Here is an 18,025-nt window from a genome sequence, read left to right as displayed (position 1 = left end):
TTACCATAACGGTTAAAGATGCCTATTTTGGTTACATTAAATCCGGTCAAATCAAACTCATCGTTCATACCGTCACCATTTGGAGAGATACCACGTGGGATTGTACAAGCAATACTCTCTACAGTCTGCACAAGGACAGAAGAACAGATATCACCACCAACAGGGGTTACGGTTACCATATAATCACCTATTTCCTCTGCAACAGCTGTAAGACCTGTACCTACCGTAGATCCGTTAGGGCCTGTCCATTCAATAAGAACTGTTTCTTCAGTATAATTATCATCAAGAGAAACCTCAAGGGTATAAATTCCGCCTTCACAACCACCTGTTATACCAAGTACCGGAGTAGGAACAACACTTACCATAAAGCTGCTTTCATCTGTACAGTTTACCGGTGCAGTACCTGATTCCGCATAGATATAAATCATCTGATCTGTTGTTAACTCAGTACCTGCCGCAAGCATATCACCTGAACCAGCAGGACCTGTATAATAATTATTTCCTGCACTTAGAGCTGGTAATACATAACTATCACAAGAAGTAACATCTGTCATAACATCTGCAACCGGCACCGGAGTAACCGTTACAAATACCGACTGTGTTGCCTCACAACCTGAGTTGCTAACCGTAACTTCATAAGTACCTTCTCCAGTAACAGCTACGCTGCTTCCTGTATCAGGTAATGGGTCTCCATTGTAAGTCCATGAGTAGGTAACATCCGGTGATGCAGGGTCGAAGTTATTAGCTACAAGATCGATAGTTACACCTGTAGTACCCTCACAGATATTAAAGTCGCCACCCATATCAAAATCAGGTGTAAGATCCTGAATGATCAGGTTAAAGCTAAGTATACCCACACATCCTGTTGGCGTGTACTCTACCCTTACATATATTGGCTGAGATTCTGCAACGGTATTTTCATACACAGGGCCTATAGGGTTAACATCATTTTGGGCATCAGCCTCAGATTCGTGGTAAGAAATCACAAAATCTGCAACATCGTAACCTTCAATTACACCAGCCTCAATAAGATCTGTATTAGAAGTAAAGTCAAAAGTAGAGAATCCACTTGCATCACAAGCTATAAGGTCTACCGGAGCTCCTACAGTTTCAGGAACCGGAAGATAGAACTCAACACGTTTGTTACCTTCCAGTGAACATGTAGAACCTGTATAAGTAGCAATTACTCTATAATCATTAGTTTCATTAACTACTAAATCTGTTCCTGTTTCACCCGGAATTTCAGTAGCTATACCATCTTCATCAACAGTGTACCATACAAAGTCATAAAATTCTTCGTCTAATCCTGTTGAAATTGTAGATTCTTCCTGATCACATATAGCTGTACCACCTTCAATAGTAAGGTCAGCTCCAATATCTATACCTCCGATATCAAAACTACCACCCGCAAGGAATACGGCAGAGTTAAAGGCCGAATCATTATAATCGGCAATTACAAGCTTGATATGGTACTGGTTACCCGGTATTACATCTCCTGCAGCAGTCATTACAACAGTTTGTCCTATATAGCCAATAGCCGAACCGTAAGGGTTATCCTGGTTGAAAGTATCAAAATACTCAGGATTAACAGAAGCACAACCAGCATTATAAGCCGCATCTCTAATATTTACAACTGATACCGGTACGTTTGTCCCTGGTATAACCGCTAAGTTTACCGGATCTGCTGTATCATCTTCTAAATCTGTAAGGATGAATGCAAATGCATCAGAGAAGTTACACTGGAAAGTACCGTACTCATTTGAAGCAAATAGGAAATCAAACGTTATCTGGTTTGTTAACGGTATGAAATCAAACTCAAGGATTGTAGCATTGTTTAGTGTACCTGTGTTACCACCCTCTGCTATAATTGCAGACAGATCTGCATCACCACCCCAACCGGTACCTACTGTACCTGCGTTGTTATTAGGGTTTGGTCCAGGAGCTTCGTTAATACTACCTGTTGCCAGTATTACACCGTCATTGAACGGGAAGCTTGAATCGTTAAAGTTAAAGTAACCGATACTGCTTGATCCTCCAAAATCAGAACCTGACTGAGAAGTAATGTTAGACACAATAGCACACTCAGATCCGATAAGTACTGTCTCAACAAGCTGCTCTGTAGTAAATGTAGTATCATCTACAAGAATTGAACCTGCAGGAGTACCTACACAAATATCAAAGTTTGATGTTTGTCCCGCTGTTGCAGTCCAAGAGTATACCCTTACTTTATAAGTAGTACCTACTGTTAAGTTTTGGGCTAAACTCTGGTTATTATCACTACAATATACCTGAGTTAATGTACCACACTCATCACCTTCATAAAGTACGTGGTATAAATCTGTTGTACCTCCGTTTATGTTATAAAGTGTAATAAAGTGAGTTGGATTCGTCGCAGTAAATTCAAACCATACGTCATCGTCATCTGTACCTCCACAAGTATTACCTTCCGGTGAAGCGGTAGCTGAGTAGATTGAAGCCGTTACAGATTCAATACATTCTGTACCCGGATTTACCGGAACTACTGTTGCCTCTGCACACTCATCATTTGCAGGTGGCGGTGGAGGTGTACCCACACAAACATCAAAGCTTGAAGTTTGGTTAGCTGTAGAAGTCCATGAATAAACTCTTATTTTATAAGTAGTACCTGCCGTTAAACCTGTTGCCAAACTCTGGTTAGGATCACTACAGTAAAGCTGCGTTAAAGTACCACACTCATCTCCCTGATAAAGTACGTGATATAAATCTGTTGTACCATCAGTAATATTTAATAAAGAGATAATATGTTCCGGCCCTGTTGCCACGAACTCAAACCATACGTCATCGTCATCCGTACCACCACAAGTGTTACCTTCTGCAGAAGCCGTTGCTGAATAAATTGTACCCGGTACTGTCTCAATACAGAACTGAGCAGGGTTAACCGGCACAGGGATAGCTTCAGCACAATCATCATTTGCAGGTGGCGGTGGCGGTGTGCCTACACAAACCTCAAAGCTTGATTGTTGGTTAGATGTTGAAGTCCAAGAGTAAACTCTTATTTTATAAGTAGTACCTGCCGTTAAACCGTTAGCAACACTTTGGTTAGGGTCACTACAGTAAAGCTGCGTTAAAGTACCACACTCATCTCCCTGGTATAGTACGTGATATAAATCTGTTGTACCACCAGTAATATTTATAAGACTGATTAGGTGAGTTGGGCCAGTTGCCACGAACTCAAACCATACGTCGTCATCGTCTGTACCAAAACATGTGTTACCTTCTGCAGATGGTGTAGTCCATGCAATTGAACCAGGTACTGTTTGTGCACATATCTGAGTTGGGTTAACCGGTACCGGAACAGCCTGAGCACACTCGTCGTTTGCAGGTGGCGGTGGTGGTGTACCAACACAAATATCAAATGTAGTAGTTTGACCACCTGTAGCTGTAGAAGAATAAACCCTTACATAATAGGTATTACCTACAGTTAAACCTGTTGCTAAGCTCGAGTTAACCGTAGAACAGTAAACCTGAGTCATAGAACCACAAGAAACACCTTCATATAAAACATGGTAAAGGAACGTAGTACTACCAACCACGTTATTAAGGTTTATAGTATGAACATCGTTTGTTGCAACGAATGAGAACCATACGTCATCGTCGTCTGTACCAAAACATGAGTTTGGCTCCAGTGAACCTGTAGCCCACGCAATTGTACCAGACTCAAAATTAGTACAGCTTAAATCAGTATTTGTTAAAACCTGAATTGCATCAGCACACTCATCATTTGCCGGTGGCGGTGGCGGAGTACCTATACAAATATTAAATGCAGATGTTTGCCCAGAAGTAGATGTCCAGGAGTAAACTCTTACATAATAAGTATTACCTATTGTAAGTCCGCCAACAATACTATTGTTAGGGTCACTACAAACAAGGTTTGTTAATGCACCACAAGAACCTGAATAAACAGCATGGTATAAATCTGTAGTACTACCAGTAATGTTAGTTAAATCGATAGTATGAGTTGTACTTGTAGCCACAAACTGGAACCATACGTCGTCATCGTCTGTACCAAAACATGAGTTAGCTTCAGCAGAACCTGTAGCCCATGCAATTGTACCGGTACCAACGTTACCACAAAGTAAATCAGGATTTGTTAATACTACAGTAGCATTAGCACACTCGTCATTTGCCGGCGGCGGCGGCGGTGTACCAACACAAATATCAAATACTGATGTTTGTCCCGGAGTAGATGTCCATGAATAAACCCTTACATAATAAGTATTACCTATTGTAAGTCCACCCACTAAACTGTTGTTAGGATCACTACAAACAAGGTTTGTTAATGTACCACAAGAACCTGAATATACAGCGTGGAATAAATCTGTTGTACCACCTGTAATATTATTAAGGTTGATTGTGTGAGTAGTAGCAGTTGCAACAAATGAGAACCATACATCGTCATCATCTGTACCACCACAAGAGTTAGCATCAATAGAAGGTGTAGCCCATGCGATTGTACCCTGAGTAAACTGCGTACAGTTTAAGTCCGGGTTAACAGCAACAGCAGTAGCGTTAACACAGTCATCGTTTGCAGGCGGTGGTGGTGGTGTACCAATACAGATATCAAAAACTGATGTTTGATTAGCTGTAGCAGTCCATGAATAAACCCTTACATAATAAGTATTACCTATTGTAAGCCCACCCACAATACTGTTATTAGGGTCACTACAAACAAGGTTTGTTAATGAACCACAAGAACCTGAATATACAGCGTGGAATAAATCTGTTGTACCACCTGTAATATTGTTAAGGTTAATTGTATGATTAGCACTTGTAGCCACAAATGAGAACCATACGTCGTCATCGTCTGTACCTCCACAAGAGTTAGCATCCGGAGAAGCTGTTGCCGAATAGATTGTACCTGTTGCAAACTGAGCACAGTTTAAATCAGGGTTAACAGCAACTGCTGTAGCTGTAGCACACTCATCATTTGCCGGTGGCGGTGGTGGTGTACCTACACAAATATTAAAGTTTGATGTTTGTCCCGCAGTAGCAGTCCATGAATATACTCTAATATAATAGGTCTGACCAACAGTTAAACCATTAGCAGTACTATTGTTAGGGTCGCTACAATATAACTGAGTTAAAGCACCACAGCTTGTACCCGAGTAAACTACGTGATACAGGTCTGTAGTACCATTTGTAATATTGTTTAAATTAATTAAGTGAGTAGTAGCTGTAGCCACAAAAGTAAACCAAACGTCATCGTCATCAGTACCAAAACAAGTATTTGCCTCGGCAGAAGCCGTAGCACCGTTAATACTTCCCGGTGTACTTGAAGTACAAATATTAGTTGGGTTAACCGTTAATGCAATGGCATCGGCACAAGCATCATTTTCAGGTGCAGTACTAAAGTTAAACGGCCCTGCCCAATCACTGGTATTACCTACACCACACACAGATCTAACATAAAATCTGTAAGGAGTCATTGGTAATAAAGGATCAGCCACATAAGAGTTAGTATCCACTATCTCACCAGAACCTGTAGGAACCTCAGTAAGCTGAACAACCTCAACCTCATATTGAGGAGCAGCACCTGTCCAGGTTAAAGTAGCAGTTGTATCTGTAACTCCTGAAACACCTAAGTTAGTAGGAGGTAAACACTGCTGAACAATACCCACGTCATCAATTAACCAACGATCCTGGAAGTCACCCTCCATGATGAAAGCCACGTGGTAGTTTTGTCCTGCAGTACCCGGAAGGTTAAGCACAATCTCATTATATTCTGTTTGAGACGGGTTAATTAAAGCTTCAGTATAAGTCTGCACTGTCGTGTAAGACGCAAGATCAGATAAATCAGCACCTTCAGGAGCTATCATAATTCTGTAAATAGTTCCCTGGTTACCAGGAAGGGTCAGTCTTGACCAAAAACGTAACTGCCCGTTAACAGGCATCTCAAATAGTGGCGTTACCAACCAGTCTTTTGCAGGATCACCTGTATCCGGCACGTTTTCACGATCAATAAAAGCAGCATAATCTCCAGTATGTGGAGGATAAGTGTCATTTGCAGCAATAATTGTCTGCTTCCATTGCTGTAAATTTCCTATACCATTATTGTAACTTGTCCACCCCGTAGGAGGGAAAGTTGCGCCTTCAAAGCCTTCCGGCGGATCTATACCCAGATCCTGCGCAAAAGTGCACAACGACAATAATGACATGAAAAATAATAGAGTAATTTTTTTCATAGATTAATATTTAGTAGTTTATGTTTAAGTTACCGAAAATAGAAAAAAAAAGACAATTTAACACATCAGAGGGTACCGATTATTTAAGTTTTAACTAAAAAAAACAAATTTTACGCAATTTGTTATGAATTTAAAAATATATCAATAACATAACGTTATGTCATAATTTTAAAATACTCTTTATATCTTTGGCATAAACATTAAGATTTTTCATGTCTGACAGACTCAAAATATACTTCGCTTCCGACCAACATTTAGGAGCTCCAACTGCCCAAGCCAGTTTCCCCAGAGAGAAAAAATTTGTTGCCTGGCTGGATGAAATTAAACATGACGCCGATATTATATTCCTTTTAGGAGACCTCTTCGATTTTTGGTTTGAGTATAAAACCGTTGTACCTAAAGGGTTTGTACGCGTTTTAGGCAAACTAGCCGAAATTCGTGATTCGGGTACTCCTATATATTTTTTTACGGGAAATCATGACCTTTGGATGTGCGATTATTTTGAAAAGGAACTTAATATTCCGGTATACCACAAACCGAAAGAATTTACCTTTAACAACAAGACCTTTCTTATAGGTCACGGAGATGGCTTAGGTCCCGGAGACAAAGGCTATAAGCGTATGAAAAAGGTTTTTACCAATCCTTTCTCAAAATGGCTTTTCAGATGGCTGCATCCTGATCTAGGGGTACGATTGGCACAATATCTTTCGGTAAAAAACAAACTTATTTCCGGTGATGCCGATGTGAGATTTTTAGGAGAAGAAAATGAATGGCTGGTACTTTATTCCAAAAGGAAACTGGAGAAAAAACATTATGATTTTTTTGTTTTTGGCCACAGGCATTTACCTATGACCATAGACCTTGGCAAAAACTCCACTTACATTAACCTTGGAGACTGGATAGGTTACTTTACCTATGGTATTTTTGACGGGGAAAAATTTGAACTGAAAGAATATAAAAATTAATTACGGCAAACGTTATTTATATATTCATTAAGGCTGATAGTAAATAAAGTACCCTCCAGCAGGTCTTTTATATCCGTAAGCTCCTGAGAAGACACTGCTAAATCAATTTCTTTTACAGGCGTTTTTAATAAAACCTTATGGCATTTGTTCCTGAAACCGCAGCCATTACAATTGGCATTATCAACCATATCGCTAACAATTCCGGCAAACTGTTTTACCTCATCATGCGTAAAGTAAAAACCGGTTTCCTTAAAGATTATCTGTACCCTGTCTTTTAATACAACATCATTTTTTCGCCAGTAAAACGAAACACCAAAGTCGTTAAAATATATTTGCTTAATCTCTTTCATTGCTATGGTTTTAAACAAAAATATAAATTATTTAAAACCGTTCTAAATAAAATAGCTGTTTTTAGGAAAAAGTTATTAACGGTTATTCTTCACAACGAATATCCCTTAATCGTAACTGAAGCGTAACATTACCGTTCCATTCGTTTTCCTCAACAGAGTAAACGGCATCAAAAAGCTCATCGCCACAGGCAATATTCATTTTTGAAGCCAGTCCGAAACCAATTGCACCAAATCCCTCGCCTTCCCCCTGCTTTACAAACAGTCTCAAATGCGTTTCATCAGCCCCTATAGGCTTACCATAACCGGTATCCCTTAATCCGCGTGAAAGGAAAACCGGAGTCATATTACCCGGACCAAAAGGCTCAAACTGTTTAAGAATCCTGAAAAATTTAGGTGTAATATCCATAAAATCAATTTCGGCATCTACCGAGACCTCCGGAATTAAAAGCTCGGGAGCAATGGTAGCCGAAACCACTTCCTCAAACTTTTGCTTAAAACCTGCAAACTGTTCTTCTTTAAGTGTTAGTCCTGCAGCATACATATGCCCGCCAAACTGTTCGAGATAATCGGCACAGGCTTCCAGTGCATTGTAAATATCAAAATCCTTTACAGAACGTGCCGAAGCAGCCAATTTTTCACCGCTCTTAGTAAAAACCAGTGTTGGCCTGTAATAGGTTTCTATAAGACGGGATGCTACAATGCCTATAACTCCTTTATGCCAGTTCTCATCATATACAACAGTAGAAAAACGTTCCTGTTCGTTGTTCGTTTCTATCTGCATAAGTGCTTCAACCGTAATTTGCTTATCCAAATCCTTACGATCGGTATTAAGGCCTTCAATCTGCGAAGCAAATTCTTCTGCCTGCTCCAAATTGAATTCGGTAAGCAGTTCAACCGCTTTGTTACCATGATAAATACGGCCTGCGGCATTAATACGTGGCGCTATAATAAACACCACATCACTTATGGTTAACTTTTGCTTTTTTACGTTTTGAATAAGCGCCTGTATGCCCGGCCTTGGAAAAGTATTAATGATATCGAGACCAAAGGTGGCAAGTACACGGTTCTCTCCTGTTATGGGTACAATATCGGCAGCTATAGCAGTAGCCACAAGGTCAAGATAAGGAACAAGATCAGTAATCGTTTGTCCTCTCCTCTCTGCCAGTGCCTGAACCAGCTTAAACCCTACTCCGCAACCGCAAAGCTCATCATACGGATAATTACAGTCTGCACGCTTCGGATCTAAAACGGCTACAGCGTCCGGTAATTCATCACCGGGGCGGTGGTGGTCACAAATAATAAAATCTATCCCTTTAGATTTGGCGTACTCGACCTTATCTATTGATTTTATCCCGCAGTCCAAAGCAATAATAAGGGTCATACCATTATCATCAGCAAAATCAATTCCGGCATCCGAAACTCCGTAACCTTCCTTATACCTGTCGGGAATATAGGTCGCCACATTAGGATAGAATGACCTTAAATACGATGAAACCAACGACACAGCCGTAGTACCGTCTACATCATAATCTCCAAAAACCATAATGTTTTCACCCTCTGCAACAGCTTTTTCAATACGCATAACCGCCTTATCCATATCTTTCATAAGATACGGATCATGCAAATCACTTAAATCCGGACGAAAAAATGTTTTTGCCTCCTCAAAAGTTTCAATACCACGTTGCACCAGTAATGAGGCCACAACCTCATCAATTTGAAGTACCTGCATTAAATGTTTTACTTTTTGAGAATCGGGTTTAGATTTGAGGGTCCAGCGCATGTAGAAAATTTATTCTTCAAATGTAATTAAAGAGAAACGCATAGACAACTAATAGGTAATTTAGTATTACTTTTTGGGATAATTACCAATACATACTACTAATGGAAAATTAATTTTCCGATTTTTCCTTCTTACCCTTCTTTACCTCAGGTTTACCACCTACAATAACCACTATTTCGCCTTTTGGCTCTTTTTTTGTAAAATGCTCCAGTACTTCAGTTGCTGTACCACGCACCGTTTCCTCGTGCAGCTTACTCAACTCACGTGAAACCGATACCGGCCTCTCCTCCCCAAAATACTGTACAAACTCACCAAGGGTTTTAACCAGCTTGTGTGGCGACACATAAAATATCATGGTACGGGTTTCTTCGGCTAGGGCTAAAAAGCGGGTTTGCCTCCCCTTTTTATCTGGCAGGAAACCTTCAAAAACAAACTTGTCGTTTGGCAATCCGCTGTTTACCAGTGCAGGCACAAAAGCCGTAGCTCCCGGCAGGCATTCTACAGGTATATTGTTTTCCACACAGGCACGTGTAAGCAAAAATCCTGGATCGGAAATAGCAGGTGTACCCGCATCCGAGATAAGGGCAATGGTCTCCCCCATTTGCAGTCGCTTTACAATATTCTCAACGGTTTTGTGCTCGTTGTGCATGTGGTGGCTCTGCATGTGGGTGGCAATTTCAAAATGCTTCATCAGCTTACCGCTGGTACGGGTGTCTTCCGCCAGTATCAGGTCGGCTTCCTTAAGCACTTTAATTGCCCTGAAAGTCATATCCTCCAGGTTGCCTATCGGCGTGGGTACTATGTATAGTTTAGACATTAATCAAATCTTTTTTCAACCAGTTGGAAGAAACGCTCTTCATACTCCTCTTTCCCTTCCCAGTTGTTATAATCAGGCTTGATAAGATCGTTTATAAACGTTTTGGCCTCATCATAGGTATTGATAGTATTAAGCTGCGAAACCACACGGTTAAGATCATCGGCACTGCCGCCAAAAAGATGTTTCTCAAAAGCAATACGGTCGTTTAACCCTAATGTAATGGTTTTGGCAAACGTATCGTTTAGCGACCTTGATGATGCAGGTGCCCAGCTGTCTTCTTTTTTAGGCTCTTCCGCTTTTGGCTCTTCTTTTACAGGTTCAAACACAGGCTCGCTAGGAGTTTCTGCTACAGGTTCCTCTTTTGGTTCTTCCTGTTTTGGAGCTTCAAAGTCTGATTTCTTTACAAATTCAGGCTCTACATAATCATGAAAATCGTCTATCCCGATTTCCTTTTTAGGCTCTTCTTTAGGTTCTTCAGGAGCAGCTTTTCTTTCAAAAGCAAACTCAAAACCAACATCCGATTTCTCTACCTCAACATCTTCTTCCGGTTCAAGGGTAATCATCTCGGCATCGGCAGCCTGTTCTTCCTCCTCCTCGGTACTGTCCTGTTCTTTTTCGTATACCGCCTCAACAGATTCTTCCATCGCCTCAAGTTCCTCTTCGGTTTTTTCAAGCTCAATCTGATGTTCCGGCTCAGGGGTTTCTTCTTTAGCTTCCTCCTGTACCTCTTCTTTTACTTCAGCAATCTCCTCTATACTTTCGGCAACAGCCTCTTTTTCGGTCTCACCCAGTTCTTCTTTAGGCTCTCCGGCATCAGCAGGGGCTTCCTTAACGGCTTCCGGTTTGTCCGCTTCTTCTTTTACTCCGTAAATATCTTCCAGCTTCTCCTCTGCAGAAGCATAGCCAATGGTAGGCTTTACATCATGAAAATTCTCCTCTACAAATTTAAGCACCGACAGTTTTTCATACAGCTTAAGCGTTTCCTGCTGCAGCTGCTCTATCTCTGCCTTATTCTTAAGCTTCAGTATCCTGTGTGCAATGCTTATCAATTCTGCTTCTAATTTTTTCTTCATAACTTTTGGAACAATAAAGAGTGGCGCAATACTTTTTTAATAAATTTGTTTAAATACAAAGTAACATAAAACATTTCTGTTTTACAGCCTGAAAAATACAAAATGTTTCTCGAAAATACAGTAAATCATAAAGAACAATTTGGGTGGATTGAAGTCATCTGCGGCTCGATGTTTTCGGGTAAAACCGAAGAACTTATACGCCGTTTAAAAAGGGCAAAGTTTGCCCGGCAACGTGTAGAGATTTTTAAACCCACTATAGACACCCGCTACAATGATGACATGGTAGTGTCGCACGACGCAAACGAAATACGCTCCACTCCAGTAGAATCGGCCTCCATACTGCGCCTGTTAGCACAGGGGTGTGATGTGGTAGGCATAGACGAAGCCCAGTTTTTTGATGATGAGATCGTATCGGTTTGCAACGACCTTGCCAACAACGGCATAAGGGTTATTGTAGCCGGACTTGACATGGATTTTAAAGGCAATCCTTTTGGCCCCATGCCCGCACTTATGGCAACAGCCGAATATGTCACTAAAGTTCATGCGGTTTGCACCCGAACCGGAAACCTGGCCAATTACAGTTTCCGTAAGGCACAAAACGACAAACTGGTACTACTTGGCGAAACCGAAGAATATGAACCCCTTAGCAGGGCAGCTTTTTTCAGGGCAATGAAAGAGCAGGCAAAAGAATCTAAAAAGGAAGACAAAGAAGGCCTTTTGTAAAGAAACTAAAATACACTACCCTTGAGCATAAAAACACAGGATATCATTAAGGCTGTAAACCCTCGTTTTGAAGGCATACAGCCCGATATGGAAATTGACAATGTTTCTATAGACAGCCGTTCGCTGCAAAACAATGCCGGTACGCTGTTTTTTGCCCTGCCGGGACAAAACCGCGACGGACATTACTATATACCTGAACTTATCGCTAAAGGGGTACTTAATTTTGTTGTTACCCATATACCTGCCGACAGTAAAGGAAAAGCCAACTTTTTTGTAGTGGAAGACACCCTGAAAGCACTTCAGGATTTTGCGGTTTACTACCGAAATCTTTTCAGTTTTCCGGTTATTGGGGTAACGGGCAGTAACGGCAAAACCATAGTGAAGGAATGGCTTAACTACCTTTTAAGCCCCGATTATAATATTATCCGAAGCCCTAAAAGCTACAACTCTCAGGTGGGTGTACCGCTTTCGGTTATCGGTATTAACGAAAAGCACAACCTGGGTATTTTTGAGGCAGGGATTTCCACTTCGGGAGAAATGGAAAAACTGGCAGCCATAATAAAACCCGGCATAGGAATACTTACCCATATAGGCACTGCACATGATGAAGGCTTTACCGACAGGCAGCAGAAAATACAGGAGAAGCTAAAACTGTTTAATGATTCAGATATTGTTATCCTTAAAAAGGACGATGCCGTTTTACAGGAACTGAACGGCAAAAAAACTTTTACCTGGAGCTTTAATAATGATGCCGATGTAAACCTTAACAGGCAGTCAACCCAAGAGGGGACATTGCTTTCCTTAAAATACAATGGCGACAGTTTTGAAGTTGTAATTCCGTTTTTTGATGAGGTATTTGTAGAAAATGCCATAACCTGCCTTATGCTGCTTTTGCATTTGGGCTATAACCATGAAGCCATAAGGGAGCGCCTTGCCGGACTGTATCCCGTAGAAATGCGATTACAGGTAAAAAGCGGCATTAACGACTGCACCATTATAGACGACAGTTACAGTTCTGACTACCAATCCCTAAAAATAGCCCTTGACTTTTTAGAACAGCACAAAACCCATAAAAAGAAAACTATTATCCTTTCGGATGTTTTCCAGAGCGGATTTGCCGTAGAGGAACTCTACGCTAAAGTAAGCCGACTCTTGGCTGCTAATAATATTAGCAGGGTAATAGGCATAGGTGAAACGATAAGCAAAAGACTTTCGGATTTTCCGAATTTTATAAGCTACAAAACCACTCAGGAGTTTTTAGCACAATACAATGCTAACAGTTTTAGCAACGAGACCATTTTGGTTAAGGGAGCAAGGAGTTTCCGTTTTGAGGAAATCGTTGTACTGCTTGAGGAGAAGACCCACGAAACGGTCCTTGAGATAAACCTCAACGCCATAGTCCACAACCTCAATTTTTACCGTGCAAAACTAAAGCCCGAAACCAAAATCATGGTTATGGTAAAGGCTTTTGGTTACGGCAGCGGCAGCTATGAAATTGCCAAACTGCTTTCACATCATAAAGTGGATTATCTGGGTGTGGCTTTTGCCGACGAAGGTATTGCCCTTCGTAATGCGGGTATAAGTACCCCCATTATAGTAATGAACCCTGAGGCAAGCGCCTTTAATGCTATGATTGCCTACAACCTGGAACCCGAAGTCTATTCGGCAAGGGAGCTTAGGGCATTTATAGCTATTGCACAGCAAAAAAACCTATCGGACTACCCTATCCATATAAAACTGGATACCGGCATGCACCGTTTGGGGTTTGAGGCCCATCAGCTGGATGAACTCATCGACCTGCTTAAAAACAACAACTTCGTTTCGGTTAAGAGTATTTTCTCCCACCTGTCGTCAAGTGATGTTCCGCAGTACAGGGATTTCACATTGGAACAGATTGAAAAATTCAGTAATCGTTCTCAAAAGATAATCGACGCTTTAGGTATCAACCCTATTCGCCATATACTAAACACATCAGGCATTTATAATTTCCCGGAACATCAGTTTAACATGGTCCGCTTGGGTATAGGGCTTTATGGCGTAGGCAATGACGCCGAAGAATTAAAAGCACTGGAAAACGTAGGCACGCTTAAAACGGTTATCCTTCAGATAAAGGATATCGAACCGGGAGAAAGCGTAGGATACAGCCGCAGGTTTATGGCCGACAAAAAAATACGCACCGCTACCCTGCCTATAGGATATGCCGATGGCATACCTCGAAGTTGGGGTAACGAAAAAGGCTATGTAATGATAAAAGGCCAAAAAGCGGTTATTACCGGAACCATTTCTATGGATATGATGATGGTAGATGTTACCCATATAGACTGTAAAGAAGGTGACAGGGCCATAATTTTTGGCACCGCGCCAACAGTTGTGGAAATGGCAAACGCACTGGGAACCATCCCCTATGAGATTTTAACAAGCATTTCCCAACGGGTAAAACGTGTTTTTTATAAGGAATAATCCAAGTTTTTTGTAAATTAGCTTTAGCTGAACAATCAATTTAATTAACCAAAATTTTAGCCTATGGGATTTTTTAAGGATTTTAAGGCCTTTTTGATGAAAGGTGATATTGTAAATCTGGCAACAGCCGTTATTATTGGTGGTGCCTTTGGTAACATCGTAAAATCTTTTACAAACGACATTTTAATGCCGCCTATAGGCATGCTTCTTAATGGTGTTGATTTTAAAGACCTGAAGCTTACCCTTAAGGAAGGTGTACCAGAAACAGTTGTAGACGGTGTAACCCAGCCTGCAATAGATGCCGTTACCATTAACTACGGTAACTTTGTACAGATAACCCTTGACTTTGTAATTGTTGGTTTCTGTATTTTCATTGCACTTAAAATGTATGAAAGAACTAAGAAGAAACAAGCCGAGACTCCGGCAGCACCTCCTGCACCAACTACAGAGGAGCAATTGCTTATGGAAATACGCGACATTCTTAAAACTAAACAGTAGAGTTACAGAAGTTTCCGCTACATTGCATATTCTTATATTTCTAACAAAACCGTCTGAAAAAGACGGTTTTTCTTTGTTATATTTTTTCGTTTCGAAACAAATTTATAACTAATTTTGCCGCAAAATTTATATAATTTAATAATTCAATACTATGAAAGTTGCTGTTGTAGGCGCTACCGGTATGGTAGGCGAAGTAATGCGAAAAGTACTTGCGGAAAGAAATTTTCCGATAACCGAATTAATCCCTGTTGCTTCAGAGAAATCTGTAGGTAAGGAAATCGATTTTAACGGTAAGAAGTACAAGGTTGTGAGTCTTGAAACGGCAGTTGCCATGAAGCCTCAAATTGCATTATTTTCTGCAGGAGGCGATACTTCAAAAGAGTGGGCTCCTAAGTTTGCCGAAGCAGGAACAACCGTAATTGATAACTCAAGCGCGTGGAGAATGGACCCGACAAAAAAACTTGTGGTTCCGGAAATCAACGCCTCTGAGCTTACTAAAGAAGACAAGATCATTGCTAACCCTAACTGCTCTACCATACAAATGGTACTGGCACTTAACCCGCTGCATAAAAAGTACAACATTGAGCGCGTGGTGGTATCTACCTACCAGTCGGTTACCGGCACAGGCGTTAAGGCTGTACAGCAGTTAGAGAACGAATATTCAGGCGTACAGGGCGAAATGGCTTACAAATACCCTATTCACCGTAATGCTATCCCTCAGATAGACGTGTTTGAAGATAACGGCTACACTAAGGAGGAAATGAAAATGACCCGCGAAACCAAAAAGATTATGGGTGACGACTCGATAAGGGTAACGGCTACTACAGTGCGTATACCAACCGTGGGCGGACACAGTGAAGCGGTAAACATTGAGTTCAGTAATGATTTTGACCTTAACGAGGTTCGTAGTATACTACACAACACGCCGGGTATTACAGTACAGGACAATACCGATACTTTTACATATCCAATGCCGCTTTATGCAGAAGGCAAGGATGATGTTTTTGTAGGGCGTATACGCCGTGACGAAAGCCAGCCAAACACACTTAACATGTGGATTGTGGCAGATAACCTTCGTAAGGGTGCAGCTACCAATGCAGTACAAATTGCAGAATACCTTGTTGCAAACGGATTAGTGTAATTTATAATATTTAATATCTTTGAAAGGCTGCCATTTGGCAGCCTTTTGTTTTATGATAAAAAATATAAAATACTTATTTATCCCATTATTCATTGTCTCGTGTTCCTCTAACAAGATTTATAGAGATATTGACAAAAGTGTCAATTCTTTCGCGAAAGAATATAATCATAAAATTGATCTAGAAAGAGACTGGAATCCTACTAAGGTAATATTTCAACAATTAAAAGACAGCCTTACCAAGCCAACAAACATTGTATATGTATTTATATGGAACAATGTAGACTGTCTGGTAGAAACAGTTGAATGTTCTGCACTCGTTTATGACCGAAACTCAGGAAAGAAATTTTACATAAAAGGCTTAAGCGGATTTAAATTAGACATTAAGCATGAATATGATGACCTTTCGGAAGGATTTTATATACAGGATTTTATACTAGAGAACTATCTATTAGAAAAAATAGATTATTTACATTATTATGCAGATGACTGGCTCATGACAGATAGTGTACGAGATTATTATCTATTGGTAGAAATAAATTCAACCCGAAAAGCTGTAAACACCTTTAAATCAATAATTTTTGAGGAGAATGGAAATCCCAGAAACCTTGAAGAAGAAGAAAAAAAGGAAATTTTTCCATGGGAATAAGTTTTTGATAATTAATCTGCTTAAACCATAAGCCCTTACCATCATGAAAAAACAAACTAAATTATTATTAAGCTCAATAGGAATGGGAATCACAGGATGGCTATCTATAGGAATTGGCTATACCTCAACTATGGGATCTACCCTAAACGGAATACTGTTTATGGGAGGATTACTACTGTGTTTTATTGCGTTGATTGTTTTTATCCTTAGTTTTAAAGAACATGAATAGTAAATCTTTCCTTATCTCCCTTATTCTGTTATTTCTAAGCTATAAGGGCTACAGCCAGACCTATGCTTTTTTCGGATCTTACAATCATGATAAAAATAAGGAAGGCCTGTACGTTTATGAATTGGACACGATAAAAGGCAGTCTTAAAAAGGCTACCTCAGCCAAAATACACAACCCTTCTTACCTTACCCTTTCCCCTACCGGGAATTTTATATATGCCTGCACCGATACCAAAACACCTAATGCGGGCAGTGTGAGCAGTTTTGCATTTAATCCTGTAAAGAAAACCATCACGTTTGTAAACAGCCAGTCAGGTGGAGGTGAAAACCCGGTATACTGTGCCGTGCATCCTTCGGGCAACTGGCTTATAAACGGCAACTATACCGAAAGCGGTATTTCTCTTTGTCCTCTTAACATTGATGGCAGCATTGAACCCCCTGTACAGCTTTTAAGATATTTTGAAGGCAGTGTCAACCCCGAAAGGCAGGGAAATTCACATATTCATTCAACCGTATTTTCTCCCGATGGGAAATTTGTTTTTGTCCCTGACTTGGGTAGTGATAAAATAAGATGCTTCGAGTTTGATACACTAACAAAACAACCTCTAACAGAAATAGCACCAATAAAAACCCCTCCCGGTAGTGGCCCAAGGCATTTTACTTTTCATCCTAACGGGGAATATGCTTATTGCATAGAGGAACTGACGGGCATTGTAACCGTATATGAATACCGCAACGGCGAACTGAAACTCGCCCAGGAAATTGCAACACATGAAGATTCGATTACCGAAGGCTTTGAAAGTTCTGATGTACATTGCACACCCGATGGCAGGTTTTTGTATGCTACCAACAGGGGAACCGAAAACAACATTGCTATTTTCTCTATCCGGGAAAACGGAACTCTAAAAAACATCGGCTATCAGTCTACCTTCGGGAAACACCCACGCACTTTCGCCATAGATTCTACCGGCAACTTTCTTATTGTGACTAACGTTAACAGTAGTTCGGCAGTCGTGTTCAGGATCAATAAAACTACCGGACAGCTTACCAAAACCAGCGAAACGGCTATAGAACATGTAAGCTGCGTGAAGATAAAAACCTATTAATACATTTTTAACTGCAA

General features: G+C 40.6%; 13 protein-coding genes. 8 read left to right on the top strand and 5 right to left on the bottom strand.

The window, feature by feature from the left end; all coding sequences use genetic code 11:
* The coding region (locus NU09_RS14750) for a choice-of-anchor L domain-containing protein (RefSeq protein ID WP_129752071.1) at positions 1-6,221 on the bottom strand (6,221 nt) is incomplete at its 3' end.
* Between the two features lie 212 nt (positions 6,222-6,433).
* Here NU09_RS14750 and NU09_RS14745 point away from each other — a divergent pair.
* Positions 6,434-7,186: a UDP-2,3-diacylglucosamine diphosphatase gene (locus tag NU09_RS14745; RefSeq protein ID WP_129752070.1), complete on the top strand. Its 753-nt coding sequence runs from the start codon at positions 6,434-6,436 to the stop codon at positions 7,184-7,186.
* Here NU09_RS14745 and NU09_RS14740 read toward each other — a convergent pair.
* The 4 genes from NU09_RS14740 to NU09_RS14725 form a co-directional block, all read right to left on the bottom strand.
* Positions 7,183-7,536, bottom strand: a complete 354-nt coding sequence (locus NU09_RS14740; RefSeq protein WP_129752069.1) for a hypothetical protein — start codon at positions 7,534-7,536, stop codon at positions 7,183-7,185. The genes NU09_RS14745 and NU09_RS14740 overlap by 4 nt on opposite strands.
* Positions 7,537-7,618: 82 nt before the next feature.
* Positions 7,619-9,316: a single-stranded-DNA-specific exonuclease RecJ gene (gene recJ / locus NU09_RS14735; RefSeq protein WP_129752068.1), complete on the bottom strand. Its 1,698-nt coding sequence runs from the start codon at positions 9,314-9,316 to the stop codon at positions 7,619-7,621.
* Positions 9,317-9,425: 109 nt separating this feature from the next.
* Entirely contained in the window at positions 9,426-10,133 is a 708-nt protein-coding gene (gene rsmI, locus NU09_RS14730) for a 16S rRNA (cytidine(1402)-2'-O)-methyltransferase (RefSeq protein ID WP_129752067.1), read from the bottom strand.
* On the bottom strand, positions 10,133-11,206 hold the full coding sequence (locus tag NU09_RS14725) for a hypothetical protein (protein ID WP_129752066.1): 1,074 nt from the start codon (positions 11,204-11,206) through the stop codon (positions 10,133-10,135). Before NU09_RS14725 ends, rsmI begins: the two co-directional genes overlap by 1 nt.
* A gap of 102 nt (positions 11,207-11,308) precedes the next feature.
* Here NU09_RS14725 and NU09_RS14720 point away from each other — a divergent pair, with 102 nt between their 5' ends.
* The 7 genes from NU09_RS14720 (at position 11,309) to NU09_RS14695 (ending at position 18,008) form a co-directional block, all read left to right on the top strand.
* A complete protein-coding gene (locus NU09_RS14720; RefSeq protein WP_129752065.1) occupies positions 11,309-11,929 on the top strand; it encodes a thymidine kinase in 621 nt (206 codons plus the stop codon).
* Positions 11,930-11,950: 21 nt separating this feature from the next.
* Positions 11,951-14,389, top strand: coding sequence for a bifunctional UDP-N-acetylmuramoyl-tripeptide:D-alanyl-D-alanine ligase/alanine racemase (locus tag NU09_RS14715; protein WP_129752064.1), 2,439 nt, complete (start codon positions 11,951-11,953; stop codon positions 14,387-14,389).
* A 63-nt stretch (positions 14,390-14,452) separates the two neighbouring features.
* Positions 14,453-14,887 (top strand): large-conductance mechanosensitive channel protein MscL, encoded by a 435-nt coding sequence (mscL, locus tag NU09_RS14710; protein WP_129752063.1) that lies wholly within the window; start codon positions 14,453-14,455, stop codon positions 14,885-14,887.
* A 151-nt stretch (positions 14,888-15,038) separates the two neighbouring features.
* Positions 15,039-16,028, top strand: coding sequence for an aspartate-semialdehyde dehydrogenase (locus NU09_RS14705; RefSeq protein ID WP_129752062.1), 990 nt, complete (start codon positions 15,039-15,041; stop codon positions 16,026-16,028).
* Between the two features lie 19 nt (positions 16,029-16,047).
* Complete coding sequence (locus tag NU09_RS14700) at positions 16,048-16,674, top strand: hypothetical protein (protein ID WP_129752061.1); 627 nt, start codon at positions 16,048-16,050, stop codon at positions 16,672-16,674.
* Positions 16,675-16,756: 82 nt separating this feature from the next.
* A complete protein-coding gene (locus tag NU09_RS17110) occupies positions 16,757-16,903 on the top strand; it encodes a hypothetical protein (protein ID WP_165357703.1) in 147 nt (48 codons plus the stop codon).
* Positions 16,896-18,008, top strand: a complete 1,113-nt coding sequence (locus NU09_RS14695) for a lactonase family protein (RefSeq protein ID WP_129752060.1) — start codon at positions 16,896-16,898, stop codon at positions 18,006-18,008. The genes NU09_RS17110 and NU09_RS14695 overlap by 8 nt, the downstream gene beginning before the upstream one ends.
* Positions 18,009-18,025 lie beyond the last annotated feature (17 nt).

The sequence above is a fragment of the Flavobacterium beibuense genome, from assembly GCF_004151245.1.
GTDB lineage: Bacteria > Bacteroidota > Bacteroidia > Flavobacteriales > Flavobacteriaceae > Flavobacterium > Flavobacterium beibuense_A.
Note: the sequence above shows the minus strand (reverse complement) of the source record. Positions and strands in the feature narration are given on the sequence as shown.

Excerpts from the sequence above, each read along its gene's own strand:
- NU09_RS14720 (WP_129752065.1), top strand. The coding sequence starts at position 11,309 with ATGTTTCTCGAAAATACAGTAAATCATAAAGAACAATTTGGGTGGATT.
- NU09_RS14745 (WP_129752070.1), top strand. The coding sequence starts at position 6,434 with ATGTCTGACAGACTCAAAATATACTTCGCTTCCGACCAACATTTAGGA.
- NU09_RS14695 (WP_129752060.1), top strand. The coding sequence starts at position 16,896 with ATGAATAGTAAATCTTTCCTTATCTCCCTTATTCTGTTATTTCTAAGC.
- NU09_RS14740 (WP_129752069.1), bottom strand. The coding sequence starts at position 7,536 with ATGAAAGAGATTAAGCAAATATATTTTAACGACTTTGGTGTTTCGTTT.
- mscL (WP_129752063.1), top strand. The coding sequence starts at position 14,453 with ATGGGATTTTTTAAGGATTTTAAGGCCTTTTTGATGAAAGGTGATATT.
- recJ (WP_129752068.1), bottom strand. The coding sequence starts at position 9,316 with ATGCGCTGGACCCTCAAATCTAAACCCGATTCTCAAAAAGTAAAACAT.
- NU09_RS14705 (WP_129752062.1), top strand. The coding sequence starts at position 15,039 with ATGAAAGTTGCTGTTGTAGGCGCTACCGGTATGGTAGGCGAAGTAATG.
- rsmI (WP_129752067.1), bottom strand. The coding sequence starts at position 10,133 with ATGTCTAAACTATACATAGTACCCACGCCGATAGGCAACCTGGAGGAT.
- NU09_RS14725 (WP_129752066.1), bottom strand. The coding sequence starts at position 11,206 with ATGAAGAAAAAATTAGAAGCAGAATTGATAAGCATTGCACACAGGATA.
- NU09_RS17110 (WP_165357703.1), top strand. The coding sequence starts at position 16,757 with ATGGGAATCACAGGATGGCTATCTATAGGAATTGGCTATACCTCAACT.